18 protein-coding genes are annotated in these 16,406 nt (G+C 71.0%); 10 read left to right on the top strand and 8 right to left on the bottom strand.

Annotated features, from left to right (window positions below):
• Nucleotides 1-125 precede the first annotated feature (125 nt).
• Entirely contained in the window at nucleotides 126-404 is a 279-nt protein-coding gene (locus tag DJ75_RS12595) for a DNA-directed RNA polymerase subunit L (protein WP_094524817.1), read from the bottom strand.
• A gap of 201 nt (nucleotides 405-605) precedes the next feature.
• Between DJ75_RS12595 and DJ75_RS12590 the strand changes: the two genes are divergently transcribed.
• Nucleotides 606-1,202, top strand: coding sequence for an N-acetyltransferase (locus DJ75_RS12590; RefSeq protein WP_094524803.1), 597 nt, complete (start codon nucleotides 606-608; stop codon nucleotides 1,200-1,202).
• Between the two features lie 317 nt (nucleotides 1,203-1,519).
• On the opposite strand, the gene DJ75_RS12585 is transcribed toward DJ75_RS12590, so the two are convergent.
• The 4 genes from DJ75_RS12585 to DJ75_RS12570 form a co-directional block, all read right to left on the bottom strand.
• Nucleotides 1,520-2,167, bottom strand: coding sequence for a 30S ribosomal protein S3ae (locus tag DJ75_RS12585; protein WP_094524802.1), 648 nt, complete (start codon nucleotides 2,165-2,167; stop codon nucleotides 1,520-1,522).
• Entirely contained in the window at nucleotides 2,164-2,475 is a 312-nt protein-coding gene (locus DJ75_RS12580) for a KEOPS complex subunit Pcc1 (protein ID WP_094524801.1), read from the bottom strand. The genes DJ75_RS12585 and DJ75_RS12580 overlap by 4 nt, the downstream gene beginning before the upstream one ends.
• On the bottom strand, nucleotides 2,472-3,695 hold the full coding sequence (locus DJ75_RS12575; protein WP_094524800.1) for an exonuclease RecJ: 1,224 nt from the start codon (nucleotides 3,693-3,695) through the stop codon (nucleotides 2,472-2,474). Before DJ75_RS12575 ends, DJ75_RS12580 begins: the two co-directional genes overlap by 4 nt.
• 144 nt (nucleotides 3,696-3,839) lie before the next feature.
• The gene (locus tag DJ75_RS12570) at nucleotides 3,840-4,310 is read right to left on the bottom strand and encodes a 30S ribosomal protein S15 (RefSeq protein WP_094524799.1); all 471 of its coding nucleotides are present in this window, start codon (nucleotides 4,308-4,310) and stop codon (nucleotides 3,840-3,842) included.
• A 356-nt stretch (nucleotides 4,311-4,666) separates the two neighbouring features.
• Between DJ75_RS12570 and DJ75_RS12565 the strand changes: the two genes are divergently transcribed.
• Genes DJ75_RS12565 through DJ75_RS12550 form a run of 4 tightly spaced genes read left to right on the top strand, consistent with a single transcriptional unit; the run spans nucleotide 4,667 to nucleotide 8,496 of the window.
• Entirely contained in the window at nucleotides 4,667-6,316 is a 1,650-nt protein-coding gene (locus tag DJ75_RS12565; protein WP_094524798.1) for a Na+/H+ antiporter NhaC family protein, read from the top strand.
• The gene (locus DJ75_RS12560; protein WP_094524797.1) at nucleotides 6,313-6,579 is read left to right on the top strand and encodes a hypothetical protein; all 267 of its coding nucleotides are present in this window, start codon (nucleotides 6,313-6,315) and stop codon (nucleotides 6,577-6,579) included. Before DJ75_RS12565 ends, DJ75_RS12560 begins: the two co-directional genes overlap by 4 nt.
• Nucleotides 6,580-6,627: 48 nt before the next feature.
• Nucleotides 6,628-7,311: a PHP domain-containing protein gene (locus tag DJ75_RS12555; protein WP_094524796.1), complete on the top strand. Its 684-nt coding sequence runs from the start codon at nucleotides 6,628-6,630 to the stop codon at nucleotides 7,309-7,311.
• Between the two features lie 6 nt (nucleotides 7,312-7,317).
• On the top strand, nucleotides 7,318-8,496 hold the full coding sequence (locus tag DJ75_RS12550; RefSeq protein ID WP_094524795.1) for an asparagine synthase C-terminal domain-containing protein: 1,179 nt from the start codon (nucleotides 7,318-7,320) through the stop codon (nucleotides 8,494-8,496).
• Nucleotides 8,497-8,900: 404 nt separating this feature from the next.
• Here DJ75_RS12550 and DJ75_RS12545 read toward each other — a convergent pair whose 3' ends face one another.
• The gene (locus DJ75_RS12545) at nucleotides 8,901-9,659 is read right to left on the bottom strand and encodes a uracil-DNA glycosylase family protein (RefSeq protein ID WP_094524794.1); all 759 of its coding nucleotides are present in this window, start codon (nucleotides 9,657-9,659) and stop codon (nucleotides 8,901-8,903) included.
• A gap of 317 nt (nucleotides 9,660-9,976) precedes the next feature.
• Here DJ75_RS12545 and DJ75_RS18705 point away from each other — a divergent pair, with 317 nt between their 5' ends.
• Both DJ75_RS18705 and psmB read left to right on the top strand, forming a co-directional pair.
• The gene (locus DJ75_RS18705) at nucleotides 9,977-10,150 is read left to right on the top strand and encodes a hypothetical protein (RefSeq protein ID WP_170938344.1); all 174 of its coding nucleotides are present in this window, start codon (nucleotides 9,977-9,979) and stop codon (nucleotides 10,148-10,150) included.
• A gap of 248 nt (nucleotides 10,151-10,398) precedes the next feature.
• Nucleotides 10,399-11,130 (top strand): archaeal proteasome endopeptidase complex subunit beta, encoded by a 732-nt coding sequence (gene psmB / locus DJ75_RS12540; protein WP_094524793.1) that lies wholly within the window; start codon nucleotides 10,399-10,401, stop codon nucleotides 11,128-11,130.
• 127 nt (nucleotides 11,131-11,257) lie between these two features.
• Here psmB and DJ75_RS12535 read toward each other — a convergent pair whose 3' ends face one another.
• Nucleotides 11,258-12,010 carry a protein sorting system archaetidylserine synthase gene (locus DJ75_RS12535; RefSeq protein WP_094524792.1) on the bottom strand — a complete coding sequence of 251 codons (753 nt, stop codon included), beginning with the start codon at nucleotides 12,008-12,010 and terminating at the stop codon, nucleotides 11,258-11,260.
• A 102-nt stretch (nucleotides 12,011-12,112) separates the two neighbouring features.
• A complete protein-coding gene (locus DJ75_RS12530; RefSeq protein ID WP_094524791.1) occupies nucleotides 12,113-13,156 on the bottom strand; it encodes a Brp/Blh family beta-carotene 15,15'-dioxygenase in 1,044 nt (347 codons plus the stop codon).
• A gap of 119 nt (nucleotides 13,157-13,275) precedes the next feature.
• On the opposite strand from DJ75_RS12530, the gene DJ75_RS12525 reads away from it, so the two are divergent.
• From DJ75_RS12525 to DJ75_RS12515, 3 genes are all read left to right on the top strand, one after another.
• A complete protein-coding gene (locus tag DJ75_RS12525; protein WP_094524790.1) occupies nucleotides 13,276-15,279 on the top strand; it encodes a bacterio-opsin activator domain-containing protein in 2,004 nt (667 codons plus the stop codon).
• 15 nt (nucleotides 15,280-15,294) lie between these two features.
• Entirely contained in the window at nucleotides 15,295-15,735 is a 441-nt protein-coding gene (locus DJ75_RS12520; RefSeq protein WP_094524789.1) for an SRPBCC family protein, read from the top strand.
• A gap of 86 nt (nucleotides 15,736-15,821) precedes the next feature.
• A partial coding sequence (locus DJ75_RS12515; RefSeq protein ID WP_141212039.1) for an SPFH domain-containing protein occupies nucleotides 15,822-16,406 on the top strand: 585 nt, incomplete at its 3' end.

Below are 16,406 nucleotides of genomic sequence, written 5' to 3'. Positions count from 1 at the left end.
GCTCGGTGGCATACCTGCCCGTTTCTGGAGTCGGCACTTAGGTATGCCCCTCGTTCGGCGGAGCGAGCGGCTTCGAGGCGGCGGAACGAGACGAAAAGCCGCTCGGGGGTCGCGGAAAAACCGGTTCAGGCGGCTCGCACGGCGTCGCGCAGCGCGCCCGTCCGGTCGGTGATCGCCGCCGCGGCGTCGGCGAGCAGGTCGAGCGGGTCGTCGGACTCGGACTTCACCGTCAGCACCGGCTCCGTCTGGCCGCCGGACTGTTCGGGATTCATGTCGTAGGTCGCGGCCGCGACGCCGTCCGTCTCCAGGAGGACGCCCTTCAGCACGTTCATGAACGTGTGATCCTCGCCGGCGATCTCGATGCGGAGTTCCGTGTCGGTCTTCTCGATGACCCGCAGTTCCATACTCGTGGGGTCGGGCGAGCGGCGTTTCAAGCTTTCGTCTCCCGGATATCGGAGGATGCGGACGACCCGCACGCGACCCGCACGCGACTCGAACACGCCCCGAACGCGACCCGAACACGCCCCGAACGCGACCCGAACGCGCCCCGAACGCGACCCGCGAAGAACCCGAACGCGTATGTCGCCGGCGTCGATCGACGGCATATGCGACTCCGACGACTGTCGGCCACCCGGGCCGCCGCGGCGCGGTACGTCGCCGAGCTGTGGCTCCCGTATCACCGCGACCTCGCCGAGCGCGTCGACGGGCACGCCCTCGCCGACCGGCCCGAGGGGGAGCTGATCGCCGAGGAGACCGACTTCCGGCTCGATCGACTCCGCGAGGACGACTACCGGCTCTGGGTGGTCTCGGTCGCCGCCGCCGGCGGATCGGACGAGCCGGTCGACGCCGCGGCGCTCGATTCCGAGGGGCCAGGGGCGCTCGATCCCGCGGCCCCCGCGGCTCCGGGCGTCCCCGGCCCGGACCGCGACCTCGTCGCGTTCGTCTCGACCGGCGTCGACGCCTGTCCCGTCGTGTTCGACCGCCCCGACCGGCTCGTCGTCGGGGACCTCTACGTCTCGGCGGCGTTCCGCGGCACCGGGCTCGCCGACCGACTGATGGAGCGCGCGGCGATCGACGCCCGAGAGCGGGACTGCGAGGAGCTCCGGCTCGACGTCGACGCCGACAACGAGCGGGCGCTGGCGTTCTACGAGAAACAGGGGTTCGAGGCGTACCGCGAGCGGCTGACGCGTCCCGTGGAGTGAGCGGTTGCTCGTGAAGCTTCGCTCGGTGGGTTCGGTGCTGACTCTACGATGACCTCCTCCGAAGCTCTCGTTGCGACCGCACCGCGACCTCACGCCTCCCCAGCCTCGCCGCTCGCTCCGGGCTCCCGCCGGTCGCCCACGTCGCTCACGGCGTCCCTCGCGCGTGCTCCTCGTGGCCTGTCGGCCACTCGGAGGCACGCGCCACCGCGGCTCTTCTATACGTAGGGCCGTGGCACAACGCGCCGTCCGTCGCGCGCCGGCGCCGCGGCTAGGCGATTTATAAACGGAAAAGTCGCACGGGGTCGTCTGACGGGGCGTTACTCGTCGGCGTCGACCGCCACTTCGTCGGCGTCGACGTCGACGGCGGCCTCCTCCTCGGCGGCGACCTCGCGCGGCCGCGCCTCCAGCGTCAGCTTCTGGACCTCGACGCGGCGCAGCGGGTAGATCAGCTTCGCCTCGCCGTAGATGGCCGAGGAGAGGTTCCCCTCGACGATGGCGTCGACGAACTCCACGAAGGTGCGCTCCTCGGCGGCCGCGTGGACCTTGTCGATCATGACGCGGCGGATCGCCTTCTCCTGGGAGCGGTCGGCCTTCTTGGTCGTCAGCGCCACGGGCTGGACGCGGATGCGGTAGTCGTCCGTCGTCAGCACCGTGATCGACGCCTCGACCTTGGAGGCGCCGCGGCGGACGAGCGAGCGCAGGTAGTCCCGGGTGAGCTCGTAGGTGATGAACTCGGTGTACGCCGTGTCGCTGCCGACGTCGGTGATCTTGAACGTCAGCTTGGTGTTGTTCGCGCCGGAGTCGCCGGTGAGCTCGCCGAGCGTCGTCGTGATCGTGCGGCCGACGACCTGGTCGGGCTCCTCGGCGAGGGTCTCGCCGAGCTCCTGCCGGTCGAACTGTTCGGGCGCCAGCACGGTGTACCAGCGCTTCTGTTCTCTGCTCTTGGATACGGATCGTTCGCTCATGTGTTGGTGGTGTCGCCGTTGGTGTCGGAGCGGCGCCCTCCGTCGTCGGCCGCGAGGTGCGTCCTCGCGCGCTCGACGATTCGATCTGCGACGCGTGCGTTCACGACGTGGTCGTCCACGGTCGACCGCAGTCCGCCGGTCGTCGGCCGCTCGATCGCGCACTCGATCGCGTCGCCGTCGACGCGGGTGGCCATCGAGTCGGTCTCGTCTGGGGCGAGCGCGGCGGCGACGAGGGCGGCGTCGGCGTGGGTCGTCCGGACGGTCGCCGTCCGGGTCGCCCCGTCGCCACGGGAGTCGTCCCCGCTCATAGCGCCTCCCTGAGCGCGGCGAGCGCGCCCGTGATGTCGCCGTCGGTTTCGGTTCCGCCGCCCTCACCGCCAGCGCCGACCGCGAGCCCGCCGCGCTCGGCGGTCCCCCAGCCGTCGCCGTCGAACTCGGTCGCGACCGACCGACAGGCGTCGCCGAGCCCGAGGGGCTCGACCGCCGCCGCGGCCAGCCGACCGGCCGACTCGTCGACCGCGACGGCGACCGGCTCGGGCGACCGGAAGTCGCGGGCGAGCCGGGCGACGGTCGGGAGGACGGCGGCCGCGTCGCGCGCGGCGGCGCCGTCCTCGTCCGGGTCGCTCCCCGCGAGGTCGACGCGGACGACGACGCAGCCGTCGTACCGGCCGGTCGTCGCGGCGTCGAGCGCGCGGTGCGCCGCCAGCCCGTGGGACCGCCACGCGTCGAGCGCGGCGGTCCGCAGGTCGTCGCTCGGCTCGGGGTCGAGCGCCAGCGCGACCCCCGTTCCGGGGGCCTCGCGGGCGAGCGCCTCGAGGACGTCGGCGTAGCCGCCGACCGTCTCGAACGGGCCGTCCGCCGCGTACGGGCGCAGGGCGCGCTCGACCGCCGAGGCGGCCCGCGCGCTGCCCCCGTCCGCGTCCGCGACGTCGACGGCGACCAGCGACGCGAGGCGTCGGTGGGCGTCGTCGTCGAGAGCGGCCGGGAGCCCGAGCTCAGCGAGTGCGGCTCGCGCGCTCTCGGGGTCGCCGGAGTACGGCGTCCGGACGAGCGTCGAGGCCGCGACTCCGTCCGCGAGGTCCGCGGTCGGAATCGCGACGCCGGGTCGCCGGCGGACGCGCTCCGACGCCTCGGCGGCGTCGAGCGCGTCGCCGGAGCCGTCCGTTCCGGGGACGGAGCCGGCCGCGACGACGCCCGCGAGGGCGACGACGGGGTCCGGCTCGACGCCGAGCGCGCGCGAGACCGCGAACGCGTCCGTGCTCGCCGGGCGTCCGGCGCCCGGGATCGCGTGCGGACCGCGGGCGGCCCCGACGGTCACCGAGACGCCGTCGTCGGCGTCGCCGGGAACCGGATCGGTCGAGACTCGGACTTGGAACGGCGTGCCGACGGCTCGCAGCGCCCGGGCGAGCAGCCCCGCGGCTGCCAGCGCGTCGCCGTCGTCGGTCGCGACGAGCCGGGCGAACGGCGCGTCGGCGAGGACGTCGGCGAGGGCGTCGGGGGCGGGCGTGGCGGTCGTCGCTTCGGTCATGGGTCGGGTGGTGCTGTCGTGGATCGGTCGTGGGCGGTTCGTCGGTCGTGGGCGGTTCGTCGGTCGCGGGCGGTTCGTCGCCCGTTCAGCGCGTCGCGTCGTCTTCGGTTCCGCGTCGGTTCCTCGGAGCGTCGCGCGGCGTCGTTACTCGTCGCCGACCAGTTCGGCGGCGCGCTCGTAGGTGTACGTGAACTCCTCGTCGATCTCGTCGCCGCGGTAGTAGTTCGCGAGGCGGCGGATCTTCGACTCGGTGTTCTGGAGCGCGCGCTTGTTCTGGTAGTCCTGGCCGTTCTCCGCCATGTGCTCGCGGAGGCGGACGGCGCGTTCCATCAGCTTGCGGAGGTCCTCGGGGTACTCCGCGGCGGCGTCGTGCTCCTCGAGGATCTCGGTGAGCTTCTTGCCGGTCGCCAGCTTCACGTCGGGGACCGGAACGCCCTTGACGCCCTCGTCACGCAGCTTGAGGCCGATGACGCTGGGGTCGTGGCCCTGCTCCGCCAGTTCGACGACGCGGGACTCGATGTCCTCGGCGTCGACGTCGCTCCACTCCGGATTCTCGTCCGTCGCCGGCTTGTCCGAACCGGACGAACCGCGACGGCGCGTGTGCATTCGTGCCATTGTCTGAAATTGGAACGGCACAACCACAACGTGACCGCGGCTCCGCGCGGCGCGGCTGTCGAGGGCTCGCATCGAGCGAGCGGTCCCGCGGCCCGATCCGCGCGAGCGGACCGGCCCGAGCCGCGACGCCGGAGGCGTCGGTGCACTGCTACATTCCCAAGCCGCGGGCGAAGAGGCCCCGGCGCGTCGGATCTGCAGCTGTGCTGTTCCCATCCATAACCTCGCCGTCGGGGTTCTTAAGCGTGTTCTTGTGGACCGCGACGCGTCCGGGACGGAATCGACCGACCGTCTGGCACGCGGCGTGAGAAAGGAGGATTTAGGTGGGTCGTCGGTCACCGGCCGCGTAGGAACGTCACATGATCGATCCACAAGACGACGATTCGGCGGATCGCGTCGACGACGAACCGCCCGACGACGTCCAGCCGGACCGCGTACCGCCGGACGGTGCACCGCCGAGCGGCGGTCGCGAGTCGGCCGGCGACCCGGTCCTCGTCGCCGACGGCGGGTTCGGCGACGAGTCCGGAGCGACGAACGAGCCCCGGATCAGCTTCTACGGCGGGAAGTGGGCGAGCACGATCCCGCTCGCCTTCTTCATCGTCTGGGCCATCTTCCAGAGCGGCGTCCTCGGGATCGGCGACACGAACGGCCTCGTCATCGGCGCGCTCGTCGGGACTATCCTCGGGATGTTCTTCGCGCGAGGCGACTGGAAGACGTACGCCGACACCATCTTCGAGGGGATGACCCAGCGCGTCGCCGCGACCGCGATCGTGGCGTGGCTGTGGGCCGGCATGTTCGCCGACACCCTGCAGGTCGGCGGATTCGTAGAGGGGCTCATCTTCGCCGCGAACGCGCTGAACGTCGGCGCGGCGACCTTCCCGGCGGCCGCGTTCGTCCTCTGCGGCCTGCTCGCGACCGGGATCGGGACGGGGTACGGGGCCACTATCGCGTTCGTCACCCTGTTCTTCCCGGCCGGCGTGCTGATCGGCGCGAACCCGGTGCTGCTGTTCGCCGCGATCCTGTCTGGCGCGGTGTTCGGAGACAACCTCGCGCCCGTCAGCGACACGACGATCGTGAGCGCGGTGACGCAGGACGCCGACATCGGCGGCGTCGTCGCCTCGCGGTTCAAGTACGCGATCGCGGCGGCGATCCCCGCCTTCGCCGCGTACCTGATCGCGGGGTCGATCATGTCCGGCGTGAGTCTGGAGGGTGCCGTCGCGCTCCGCGAATCCGCGAACGCACTCGGGCTGGTCCACCTGGTCTCGATGGGAACCGTCATCCTCACGGCGGTCGCCGGGCGTCACATCGTCGAGGCGATCTCGTGGGGACTCGTCGTCGCCGTCGCGTTCAACCTCGCGTTCGGCCTCTCGTCGGTGAGCGACGTCCTCGTGTTCACGGTGCCCGAGGCCGGAACGTTCAGTTCGCTCCCGTTCGTCGCGGTCGGCGAAACCGCGGGCGTGGGCGGGAGTCTGTACACGGGCGCGACCGGGTTCTTCCCGCTCATCGTGCTGACCCTCCTGATCGTGGCGATGGCGCAGATCATGATCCGCGGCGGCGGGTTCGCGGCGATTCAGGAGTTCCTGCTCAACTCCGTCGCGACCAACGTCCGCCGCGCTGAACTGACGATGGTCCTCGGCACGGCGACGATCAACGGAATGATCACGATCAACACGGCCGCGGAGATCGCGATCGCGCCGTACATCGCGCGGATCGGCGAGAAGTTCAACATCAACGGCTACCGGCGCGCGAACATCTTGGACGCCAACACCTCGGCGCTCGGGTACATCTTCCCGTGGGCCGGCGGCGTCCTCGTCGGCTACCAGGTGATGGTCGGACCCGGCGGGCTCGGCGAGCAGTACGGGGCGGAGATGGTCGTCAACCCGATCGAGGTGGTGCCGTACGTGTTCCACGGCTGGTTCCTCGTCATCGTCTTCCTGCTGGCCGCGATCACCGGCTTCGGGCGGGAGTACATCCCCGACCGGATCTCCGAGGAGGTGTCGCGCGCATGAGCCGCTTCGAGAAGTTCCTCGCCGGGTGGTCGTTCCGGGGGTCGACACCCGACTACGAGCCCGGCGACGTGCTCGAGGTGATGGTCACCGGCGACGCGGGCGGCGAGACGGTCGCCCGCATCGGCGACTCGACGCTCCGGATCGAGGACGCGCCCGACGACGCGGTAAACACTCGCATTCGGGTCGCGGTCGAGACGTGGGACGAGACGGCCCACCGCGGCACCGGAACCTACCGCGAGACGGTCGGCGGGAGCGCGTTCTGACCGCCCCGGACCGGGGCGCTTTTTAAGACGACCGCCGAAGAAGCGAGCGTGCTATCGGTCGAGCTCCACGCGCACTCCGCGCTGTCCTACGACGGCCGCGACCCGGTCGACCTCCTGTTGGAGCAGGCGGCCGCGGTCGGGCTGGACGCGCTCGCCGTCACGGACCACGACGAGATCGACGCCAGCATCGAGGCGGCCGAGAAGGCCCCCGAATACGGGCTCGTCGGCATCGTCGGCATGGAAGTGACCTGCGCGGTCGGTCACGTGCTCGCGTTCGGCATCGACGAGCGCGTCGAGAGCGGGCTCCCCTTCGACGAGACGCTCGACCGCATCCGCGATCAGGGCGGGATCGCGGTCGTCCCCCACCCCTTCCAGAAGTCCCGCCACGGCGTCGCCGCCCACATCACCGACGACCAGCTCGCCGGCGCCGACGCCATCGAGGTGTACAACTCCCGGCTGTTCACGGGGCGCTCGAACCGGCAGGCGGAGAAGTTCGCGATCCGGAACCGGCTCCCGATGACGGCCGGCAGCGACGCTCACATCTCGGAGATGGTCGGCCAGGCGGTGACCGAGGTCGGCGCCGACGAACACTCGGCCGACGCGATCCTCTCCGCGATCCGCGACAGTCGGACCAGCGTCGTCGGGAAACGGACCCCGTGGCGCATCTCGCTCCGCCAGTTCGGCGGCGGCGCGAAGCGCCGCGCGCTCCGCGCGCTCGACGCGCTGCGGTAGACCGCGATGGCAGAACTCCCCTCCGCCGACCTGCGCGGGACGTCGCCCGACCGCGTTCGCGACGCCCTCCGCGACGGCGATCCCCTCCCCGGCGGGCGCGGCTTCGCGGGCCGTCTCCTCGACGCGCCCGGCCGCGACGGGCCGGTCCTCGTCCGGGACGTCCTCGGGCGCCAGCCGCTGTTCGTCGAGCGCGAGGCGATCGATCCCGTGACCGCCGGCGCCCCGGCCGGCCACGGACCGACCGACCCGGACGCGTGGAGCTTCTCGCGGACCGCCCTCGACGACCCGACGCCGGTTCCGCCGGGGAGCGTCGCGTCCGCGATCGGGGTCGAACGCGTCTGGTCCCTCCCCGACGAGGCGCCGGCGGCCCCGGGTCCCGCGCAGGCGGCGGTCGACGACGCGGTCGACGCCGCGCTCGGTGGGCTCGAGGCCGAACCCGGCCGACTCGCGGTCGCCTTCTCCGGCGGCGTCGACTCCGGGCTCGTCGCAGCCGGCGTCCCCGACGCACCCTGCTACGTCGCCGGCTTCGAGGGGTGTCACGACGTCGCGGCCGCACGCGAGGCGGCCGCGGCGATGGACCGCGAGCTCCGCGTCGTCGAAATCACCCACGAGGAGCTCCTGCGCGCCGTCCGGGCGGTCGCCGGCGTCACGGGCCGTCGCAACCCGATGGACCTCGCGATCGCGGTGCCGCTGTACCTCGCGGCCGAGGCGGCCGCGGCCGACGGGGTCGATCGGCTCGCGGTCGGGCAGGGCGCGGACGAGCTGTTCGGCGGCTACAGCAAGGTCGTCGAGCCGGCGACGGACGACCGCGTCGACGCGGACACCGTCCGTGGCGCCCGGACCGAGACCGTCCGGACGCTACCGGCCCAGCTCGAACGCGACGTGCTCGCGCTCCGCGCGGCGGGGGTCGAACCGGTCGCGCCGCTGCTCGACGACCGCGTCGTCTCGGCCGCCCTCGCGCTGCCGGGCGAACTGCTCGCGAGCGACGGGGAACGGAAGGTCGCGCTCCGTCGGGCGGCGGCCGGACGCGTGCCGGAGTCGGTCCGGACGGCCGACAAGAAGGCGGTCCAGTACGGGACCTACGTCTCTCGGGAACTCGACCGCCTCGCCCGGCGGGCCGGGTTCAAGCGGCGCATGGACGACCACGTCGGCCGGTACCTCGAGGACCTGTTGCCGGGCGACTGACGCCGCTCGCGTCGTCGCTAACGGGACGACTCGACGGCGCGGGCGCTCCGCGACTGAGTTATTTCGTCGGAAAACGGCCCGTGAGGGCCGCTGCTGACCAAGCCGCCGTATGGAGTACCAGTCCTACGGCCGACGCCCGATCGTTCGGGCGTCTGGTGACGAATAACGGGGACCGGTATAAAATTCGGGGAGTAGTGACAAATATGGCTGGCGCGGTAGAGGTATAGCTGACGATCGGGCACCGAATCGCCGCTCTCTATTCGGATGTGCCGATCCACACGTCGGAGGAGGGCCGAAACCGCACGCGTATCCGGCCGACGGTCGACGCGCGATCCGACGGTTGACGCGCGGTCCGACGGCCGACGCGCGATCCGATCGACTCCGCCTGGGTCGGCGTGACTCGCTCACCGAACGAGGTACGGGTCGCTCCCCGCGATGAAGCGTCCGAGGTCGCTCTCACGACGGAAGTCCGTCGACCGCAGCTCCCGGAGGGCGTCGACGAGCCGTTCGGCGTCGCCCGCCGCCCACTCGGCCGGGTGCTTGACCGGGAGGACGAGCCACCCGGAGCCGAGGAGCTCCTCGCCGTGGAGCGCGTCCATGTCGATCTCGGTCTTCCACGCCCGCGCCGTGTACTGCTCGAGGACGTGTGCGGTCGCCCGGGCGCCGACCGGGAGGAGGACGTGCGCGGCTATCGCGCGAAGTTCGGCGTCGAAGAAGCGTTCCATGTCGTCGTACGACGCTTCGGTCGGCTCGCCGTCGGGCACGCACATGTGGAGGTACGAGAAGTACGTGCGCTCGGTGCGGAGCGGTTCGAACTCCGCGTCTCCGTCCGATCGCCCCCCGTTCGCCGCGATCTCGTTACTCGTCGCCGGCGCGGCTTCGTCGGTCGTCGCCGGCGCGGTCCCATCGGTCCCGCTCGTACCGTCCGGCGCCGCGCCCTCGGCGATCCCCGCGAGCAGTCCCCCCTCGGTCAGCGCCGAGAGGAACGCCGGCGACCACGGCTCGCCGGTGAACGGGATTCCCGTCTCGACGCCGCCGTGGATGTCAGGGCGGTCGCCGACGACGTGGAAGTCGGCGTTGGCGTCGCCGTAACCGGGGACGAACGACCGGCAGTCCGGGCGCATCCCGAAGGGGTTGCGCGTCCGGTCCGTAACGTTCTGCACGTCTCTCCGTACGCGACGCCCCGGATAAATCCCGTTCGGTCCGCGGCCGGAACGGGGTCCGCCGCCGCGTCTCGACGACGGTCGCGGGGGCCCCTTCGCCCCCCGGATGCGAGGCGCACGAGGTGCGATGGTTACTCGTAACTTATGGAAACGAGCGGGGTTCACACCGCCGTGGATATGCCGATCGTGACAGTCCGCCGATTATATTTCATAATCGTTAATCTATGATACAAAAACGCATGACTGCGTCGGGGTAGCCGGTCAGCACGCGCCGGAAAGTATTTATATACAACTCCGTTCCGGTCGTTCGAAGACCCATGTTCGACCGCATCCGCTCGGCGGCCATCTTCGGGATCCACCAGGCGACCGTCGCGATTGGTATCTCGCTGTTCCCGGTGGCCGTCTTCGCCCGCACGCGCCTCGGTATCAACGTCCCCGTCGGCCGACTCGTCGAGACCACCGGCGAGGTGTACGAGCGCGTCGAGGAGTAGGCGACCGTTTTCGACCCGGACCGTCCGTTCCCATCGCCGAGCGACGGCGTTCGCGTCGGTTCGGCCGCCCGTTCGTCCCCGCTCGCTCTCCGTCTCACGTTCCGCGGAGCCGTGGCCTCGTCGCGACGATCGACCGACTCGACCGCGACGCGCGGGCCGCGACGGCCCGCGACGAATATGCCCGTCGGAACCGGCGGGCGGTCCCCGAAGGGTTGCCTTTATCTGCGCGCCGGGCCAACGAAGGCGTAATGCGAACACCGACTGGCGACCTCTCCGAGGGGACGGCCGACGAGCTGGGCCGCGACCAGCCCGTCTTCGGACCCGAGCTCGGCGAGTTCGAACACAGCGAGCGCCGCGCGGCGCAGGCCGACGGCGAGGGCGAGATGAAAACCGGGACGACGACCGTCGGCATCAGGACCGCGGACGGCGTCGTGATGGCGACCGACATGCGCGCCTCCCTCGGCGGCATGGTCTCCTCGAAGGACGTCCAGAAGGTCGAGGAGATCCACCCCCGCGGCGCCCTCACGATCGCCGGCTCCGTCTCCGCCGCACAGAACCTCATCTCCACGCTCAAGGCCGAGACGAGCCTCTACGAGACCCGTCGCGGCCAGGACATGTCGATGGAGGCGCTGTCGACGCTCACCGGGAACCTCCTCCGGACGGGCGCGTTCTTCATCGTCCAGCCGATCCTCGGCGGCGTCGACGACGAGGGCGCCCACATCTACTCCATCGACGCCCTCGGCGGCACCACCGAGGAGGAGTACACCGTCACCGGCTCCGGCTCCCAGTACGCCCTCGGTGTCCTCGAACAGGAGTACCACGACGACGTCACCGTCGACGAGGCGAAGACCATCGCCGCGAAGGCGATCCAGTCCGCCGTCGAGCGCGACCTCGCGTCCGGCAACGGCATCAACGTCGCCGTCGTTACCGAGGACGGCGTCGACATCACCCGACACAAGGACTTCGACGACCTGTTGTAAGCCGCTCCGACGCCGACGCCTCGACGCCGTTTTTCCGTTCCCCGATCCGCGTTCGCCGAGCCGCCGGCTCGGTACGCACTCCGCGTCGTCGGGCATCCGCCCCGGCGACCTCGCGGCCCGCCGCGGGTCAGACCCCGCGTTCGTCCGCGTCGTCGGGGGGTGACCGGATCCCGTCGCCCCAGTAGAACCGCGGGCCGAGGAGGAGGTAGCCGCACGCCAGGAAGAGGAGCGCGAACGCGAATCCCTCGCCGATCCACGCCGGGAGAGCGTCGGTCAACATGTGTCCGGCCGGAGTGAGGATGACGGCGGCCTGCACGACGCCCATCACGAGCGCGTCCTGCGCGTGGAGGTCCGGGTACGTGACCGTCGTCCCCATGAGGAGCGCGAACGCGGCGGTCGCCGCGATCAGGACGCTCGGGTCGGTGTAGCCGGCGATCACCGCCGCCGCGAGGATCGTCGCCGCCAGCGTGGTCGGCACGCCGACCGTCTCGCGGGCGTCGCTGTCGTACGCGGTGTACAGCCCGAGCCGGGCGACCGCCGTCGCGACGAACAGGGCGCCGGCGCCGACGCCGACGGCGACGAAGACGGGGTCGCTCGCGAACGACGCCGCGTCGAGGACGACGACCGCGACGAGGGTCGCCGGCGCGACGCCGAACGAGGCCACGTCGGCCAGCGAGTCGAGGTACGGCCCCGCGTCGGTCGAGCCGCGGTGTCTCGCGACCACCCCGTCGAGCCCGTCGGCGACGGCGGCGAGCAGCACCAGCCGGGCGGCGAGCTCGAGGTCGACGGCCGCCGCGACGACGGCGAGGAAGCCGACGGCCGCGTTCGCCACCGTCACCGCGTCCGCGAGCCCGAGCCGCTCGACGAACCGGAAACGCATACCGGATCGGTCGACGAGCCGGGTTTTAGTGCTTGTTATCTGTCGAGCGACCGGGCCGCAGACGCCGGGCCGCGGCCGGTCGAGACGCGTGCGGCCGTCGGCTCAGGGAACGTACCAGATCCCCCGTCCGAAGTCGAGCCACTCGCCGACGACGACGTGCGGGAGCGCGATGATACAGACGAAGATCGTGTAGAAGGCGACCGCCCCCGGCAGCAGCGAGCCGCCGGCGAGCGGGTTCGGCGCGACCAGCCACAGCGCGCTCGCGACCGATGCGGTCACGAGCGCGCCGACCACGAGCACGCCCCACGCCATCACGACGGAGACGCCTTCGGTCCGACTCGGCCGCGCCTCCTCGACGACCATGCTCCGGGCGGACTGCCGCAGCGAGTACCACAGCGGGAAGTAGAGCCCGATGGCGATCACCACGGGCACGAAGACGAAGTAGCCGACGAGCAGCAGCGTCTCGGCGGCGTCGAGCACCCACGACCGCGTGACGCCCCCGCCCGTCGCGAGCCCGCCGCCGAGGTGGAGGAGGACGCCGAGCCCGTAGGCCGCGCCCAGCGCCGTGGTGAACGCCTCCGGCGAGCTCGCTGCGGGACCGACGAGCGACCCGTCGAACACGTTCAGCATGTAGCCGGTGAAGCCGTAGAACGTCTCCGTCCACGCGACGGCCGGGACGATCATCACGGCGCCGCCGCGGACGAGGGCGGCGAGCGCGCGCTGCGGCCGCGAGACGAGGTGGTCGGTGCCGACGAGCGCGTCCATCACGTGGAGGTCGCCGTTCCCCCCCTTCGCGACCGCCGTGCCGAACGCGAGCGCGAGCGCCGGCATCGGGGCGACGACGAACAGCCCCACGAAGCCGACGACGAACGCGAGGTACAGCCCCACGTAGCGCGCGCCGAAGGGGAGCCCGCGGCGCCGGAGGTTCGAGAAGTGCTCGTACCCGCCGTGCGGGAGGTTCAGCGCGACCATCCCGACGAGGTACACGAGCATCTGCGTCCGGAGGCTCGGTTCGGTGCCGGTCGCGTACACGCCGGCGAACGCGACGGTGAGGACCAGTAGCGCGGCGCGCGAGGCGTCGATAGCGGTCCGTTCCGGTTCTCCGAAAAGTCGGCGACGGGCGCGGCTCACGGCTCGCGTGGACATGTCCGCATGTACGGGTCCGAGCGTGTTGTGTGCACGCCGAAATTATGGAGTCTTTTAAGTAACCCGGTCATCCTTCGCCGGTATCAAACCTTAATTCCTCGGCCGACGAAAGGCATCCTATGCCGGGTTCTCGGGCCCTTTTGGTCCATCCGGAGGAGGGGAGCGATCGAATCACGTCGGCGCTCGGCGCCGCGGGGTTCGACGTTACGACGGTCAACAACGCCACCGCCGCGGTGGCGAAGGTGACCACTGGCGAGTACGACTGCATCGTGAGCGAGTACTCCCTGCCGGGCGACGACGGTCTCGCGCTGGCGGAGGCGATCGAGGAGTCCGACGCTCGGATTCCGGTCGTGATGTTCTCCGCGGTGGAGGACGAGGAGGTGTTGGAGGCCGCCTTCGAGAGCGGCGTCGACGAGTTCCTCCACAAGAACGGCTCCGCGTCGATCGATCGCCTGGTGACCGACGTCTCGACGGTCTGCTCCGCGGAGGGCGCGCCGGGCGCCAAGCAGGACGTCTCGGGGCACGAGCCCAGCGTGGAGGAGGTCAGCCGCGCAGTGAGCGAGGCGCCCGTCGGGGTCAGTCTCAGCGACCCCGAACTGCCCGACTACCCGCTCGTGTACGTCAACGACGCGTGGGAAGATCACACGGGGTATCCGACCGAGGAGGCCATCGGTCGGAACCCCCGCTTCCTACAGGGTCCCGGGACGGACCCCGAGACGGTCGAACGGCTCTCGAGCGCGATCTCGGCGGAGGAGCAGATCACCGTCGAGATCCGGAACTACCGACGGGACGGAACCCCCTTCTGGAACGAGCTGACGGTCGCCCCGGTGTACGACGCCGACGGCGACCTGGCCCACTACGTCGGGTTCCAGAACGACGTCACCGACCGCAAGCGCGCGGAGCAGCTCGCGGAGGAGCGCGCGGAGAAGCTCGCCACGGAGCGACAGGCCCTCGACCGTGTCCTCGGCCGGGTGAACGGACTGCTCAGCGAAATCAGCAGGATACTCGTCGAGAGCCGGGACTCGGAGACGATCGCCGAGCGCGTCTGCGAGGAGATCGCCGACGAGCCGGGATACATGGGCGGCTGGATCGCGGAGGTCTCGTCGGCGACGGGGCGGCTGGACGTGACCGCGGCGAGCGGGATCTCGCTCGAGGCGGGAGCGTCGTTCTCCCTCGACGAGACGCCGCCGGAAGTCAGAGAGGCGATCGAGACCGAGGAGGTCCACGGGCGGGCCGCCGGGAGCGGCTCGGACGGCCGGCTCGCACCGAGCGCGGTCGGCGCGCCCCGTCTCCTCGTCGTCCCGATCACGTACGGCCACCGGCGGTACGGCCTCCTCGGCATCTACAGCAGCGAGGGGAACGCCCTCGACCGGCGTGAGCGGAAGGTGTGCGAGTCGGTCGGGAAGATGATCGCCAACGGGCTCCACTCGGTGGAGACGACCCGCATCCTCACGACCGACCGCGTCGTGGAGCTCCGGGTCGCGATCGGGGACCCCTCGTTCTCGCTCTCGCGGGTCGCCGCCGCGCTCGGCGGGGAGATCGAACACCTCGGCACCACGCGCCTCGACGACGACGCCTGCGAGCTGTACCTCAGGGCGTCGGACCCGACCGAGGACGTGAGCGAGGTCGAGGCGCTTCCGTTCGTCGAGTCGGCCCGGCTGGTTTCGGAGACGAACGGCGACGTCACGATCGCCGTGACCGCCACCCAGTCGCCGCCGCTGACGCGGCTCGCGGAGTACGGCGGCGTCGTCGTCGAGGCCACCGCCGACGCGACGAGCGCGAGCATCACCATCGAGGCGCCGCCAGAGCAGGACGTACGCGGGATGCTCGACGTGTTCCGCGCGGAGTACGAGAGCGTCGAGCTCCGCTCCCGCGTCGAGCGCGAGAGTCGCGACCGGAGCCTGACGGAGTTCGCGGCGGCCGTCGACGACCGCCTCACCGACCGCCAGCGGTCGGCGCTGAAGACGGCCGAGCTGAACGGGTACTTCGAGTGGCCCCGCCCGGTCGACGGCTCCGAGATCGCCGAGCGGATGGGGATCACCCGACAGACGTTCCACCAGCACCTCCGGGCGGCCGAGCGCAAGCTCGTCGAGGCGTACGTCGACCCGCGCTCGCGGAACTGAACACCGGTTCGCTCCATGTTCAGCGCACGCGACTCCGCCGATATCGACGCCGACCCGCAGTCCGTCTTCGACTTCCTCGACGACCCGCGCAACCACGCCGCCGTCACGCCCCGCCTCGAAGCCGTCAGGGACGTCGAGCGGCTCCCGAACGGCGGGAAGCGTCTGGCGTACACCTACCGGATGGCGGGCCTCGGAATCGACGGGGAGATCGTCCAGACGGTCCACGAACCGACCGAGCGAATGACATTCGAGCTCCGCGGTCGGCTGACGGGCGCGATCGACCTGACGTTCGAGCCGACGGACGGCGGGACGAGACTGACGTACGCGGCGGAGTACGACCTCCCGGAGAACGCGCTGACCGCCCTCGGAGAGCCCGTGGTCCGGCGGTTCAACGAGCGGCAGGTGCGGGCGACCCTCGACGCCGTCGCGGAGCGGTTCGAGGCGGACGGGGCGTGACCCGCGGCCGCGACTCGCGCCAGAATCGGCGGAACGAGCCCTGACGTGGGCGAAGTATTAAGAACGGGATGGCCTAAGTTCGGGGTATGGATCCGACTCCCCTCCAATCCGGTTTCGGCTTCGGCCTGGTGAGCATCGGCCTACTCTTCTTGTTGCTGGTGGTCATCACGCTCTGGCAGTCGTTCGAGATCGTCGACGCCTACGAGAAGAAGACGCTCACGGTGTTCGGCGAGTACCGGAAGCTGCTGGAACCGGGTATCAACCTCATCCCGCCGTTCGTCTCCCGGACGTACGCGTTCGACATGCGGACGCAGACGCTCGACGTTCCCCGCCAGGAGGCGATCACGCGGGACAACTCGCCGGTGACGGCGGACGCGGTCGTCTACATCAAGGTGATGGACGCGAAGAAGGCGTTCCTCGAGGTGGACGACTACAAGAAGGCGGTCTCGAACCTCGCGCAGACCACGCTCCGCGCCGTCCTCGGCGACATGGAGCTCGACGACACGCTGAACAAGCGCCAGGAGATCAACGCGAAGATCCGGAAGGAGCTGGACGAGCCGACCGACGAGTGGGGGATCCGCGTCGAGAGCGTCGAGGTCCGCGAGGTCAACCCCTCGAAGGACGTCCAGCAGGCGATGGAGCAGCAGACCTCCGCCGAGCGCCGCCGCCGC

Source organism: Halorubrum sp. Eb13, assembly GCF_002252895.1.
In the GTDB taxonomy this organism is placed as follows: Archaea; Halobacteriota; Halobacteria; order Halobacteriales; family Haloferacaceae; genus Halorubrum.
This window is presented reverse-complemented; position numbering and strand designations above follow the sequence as displayed.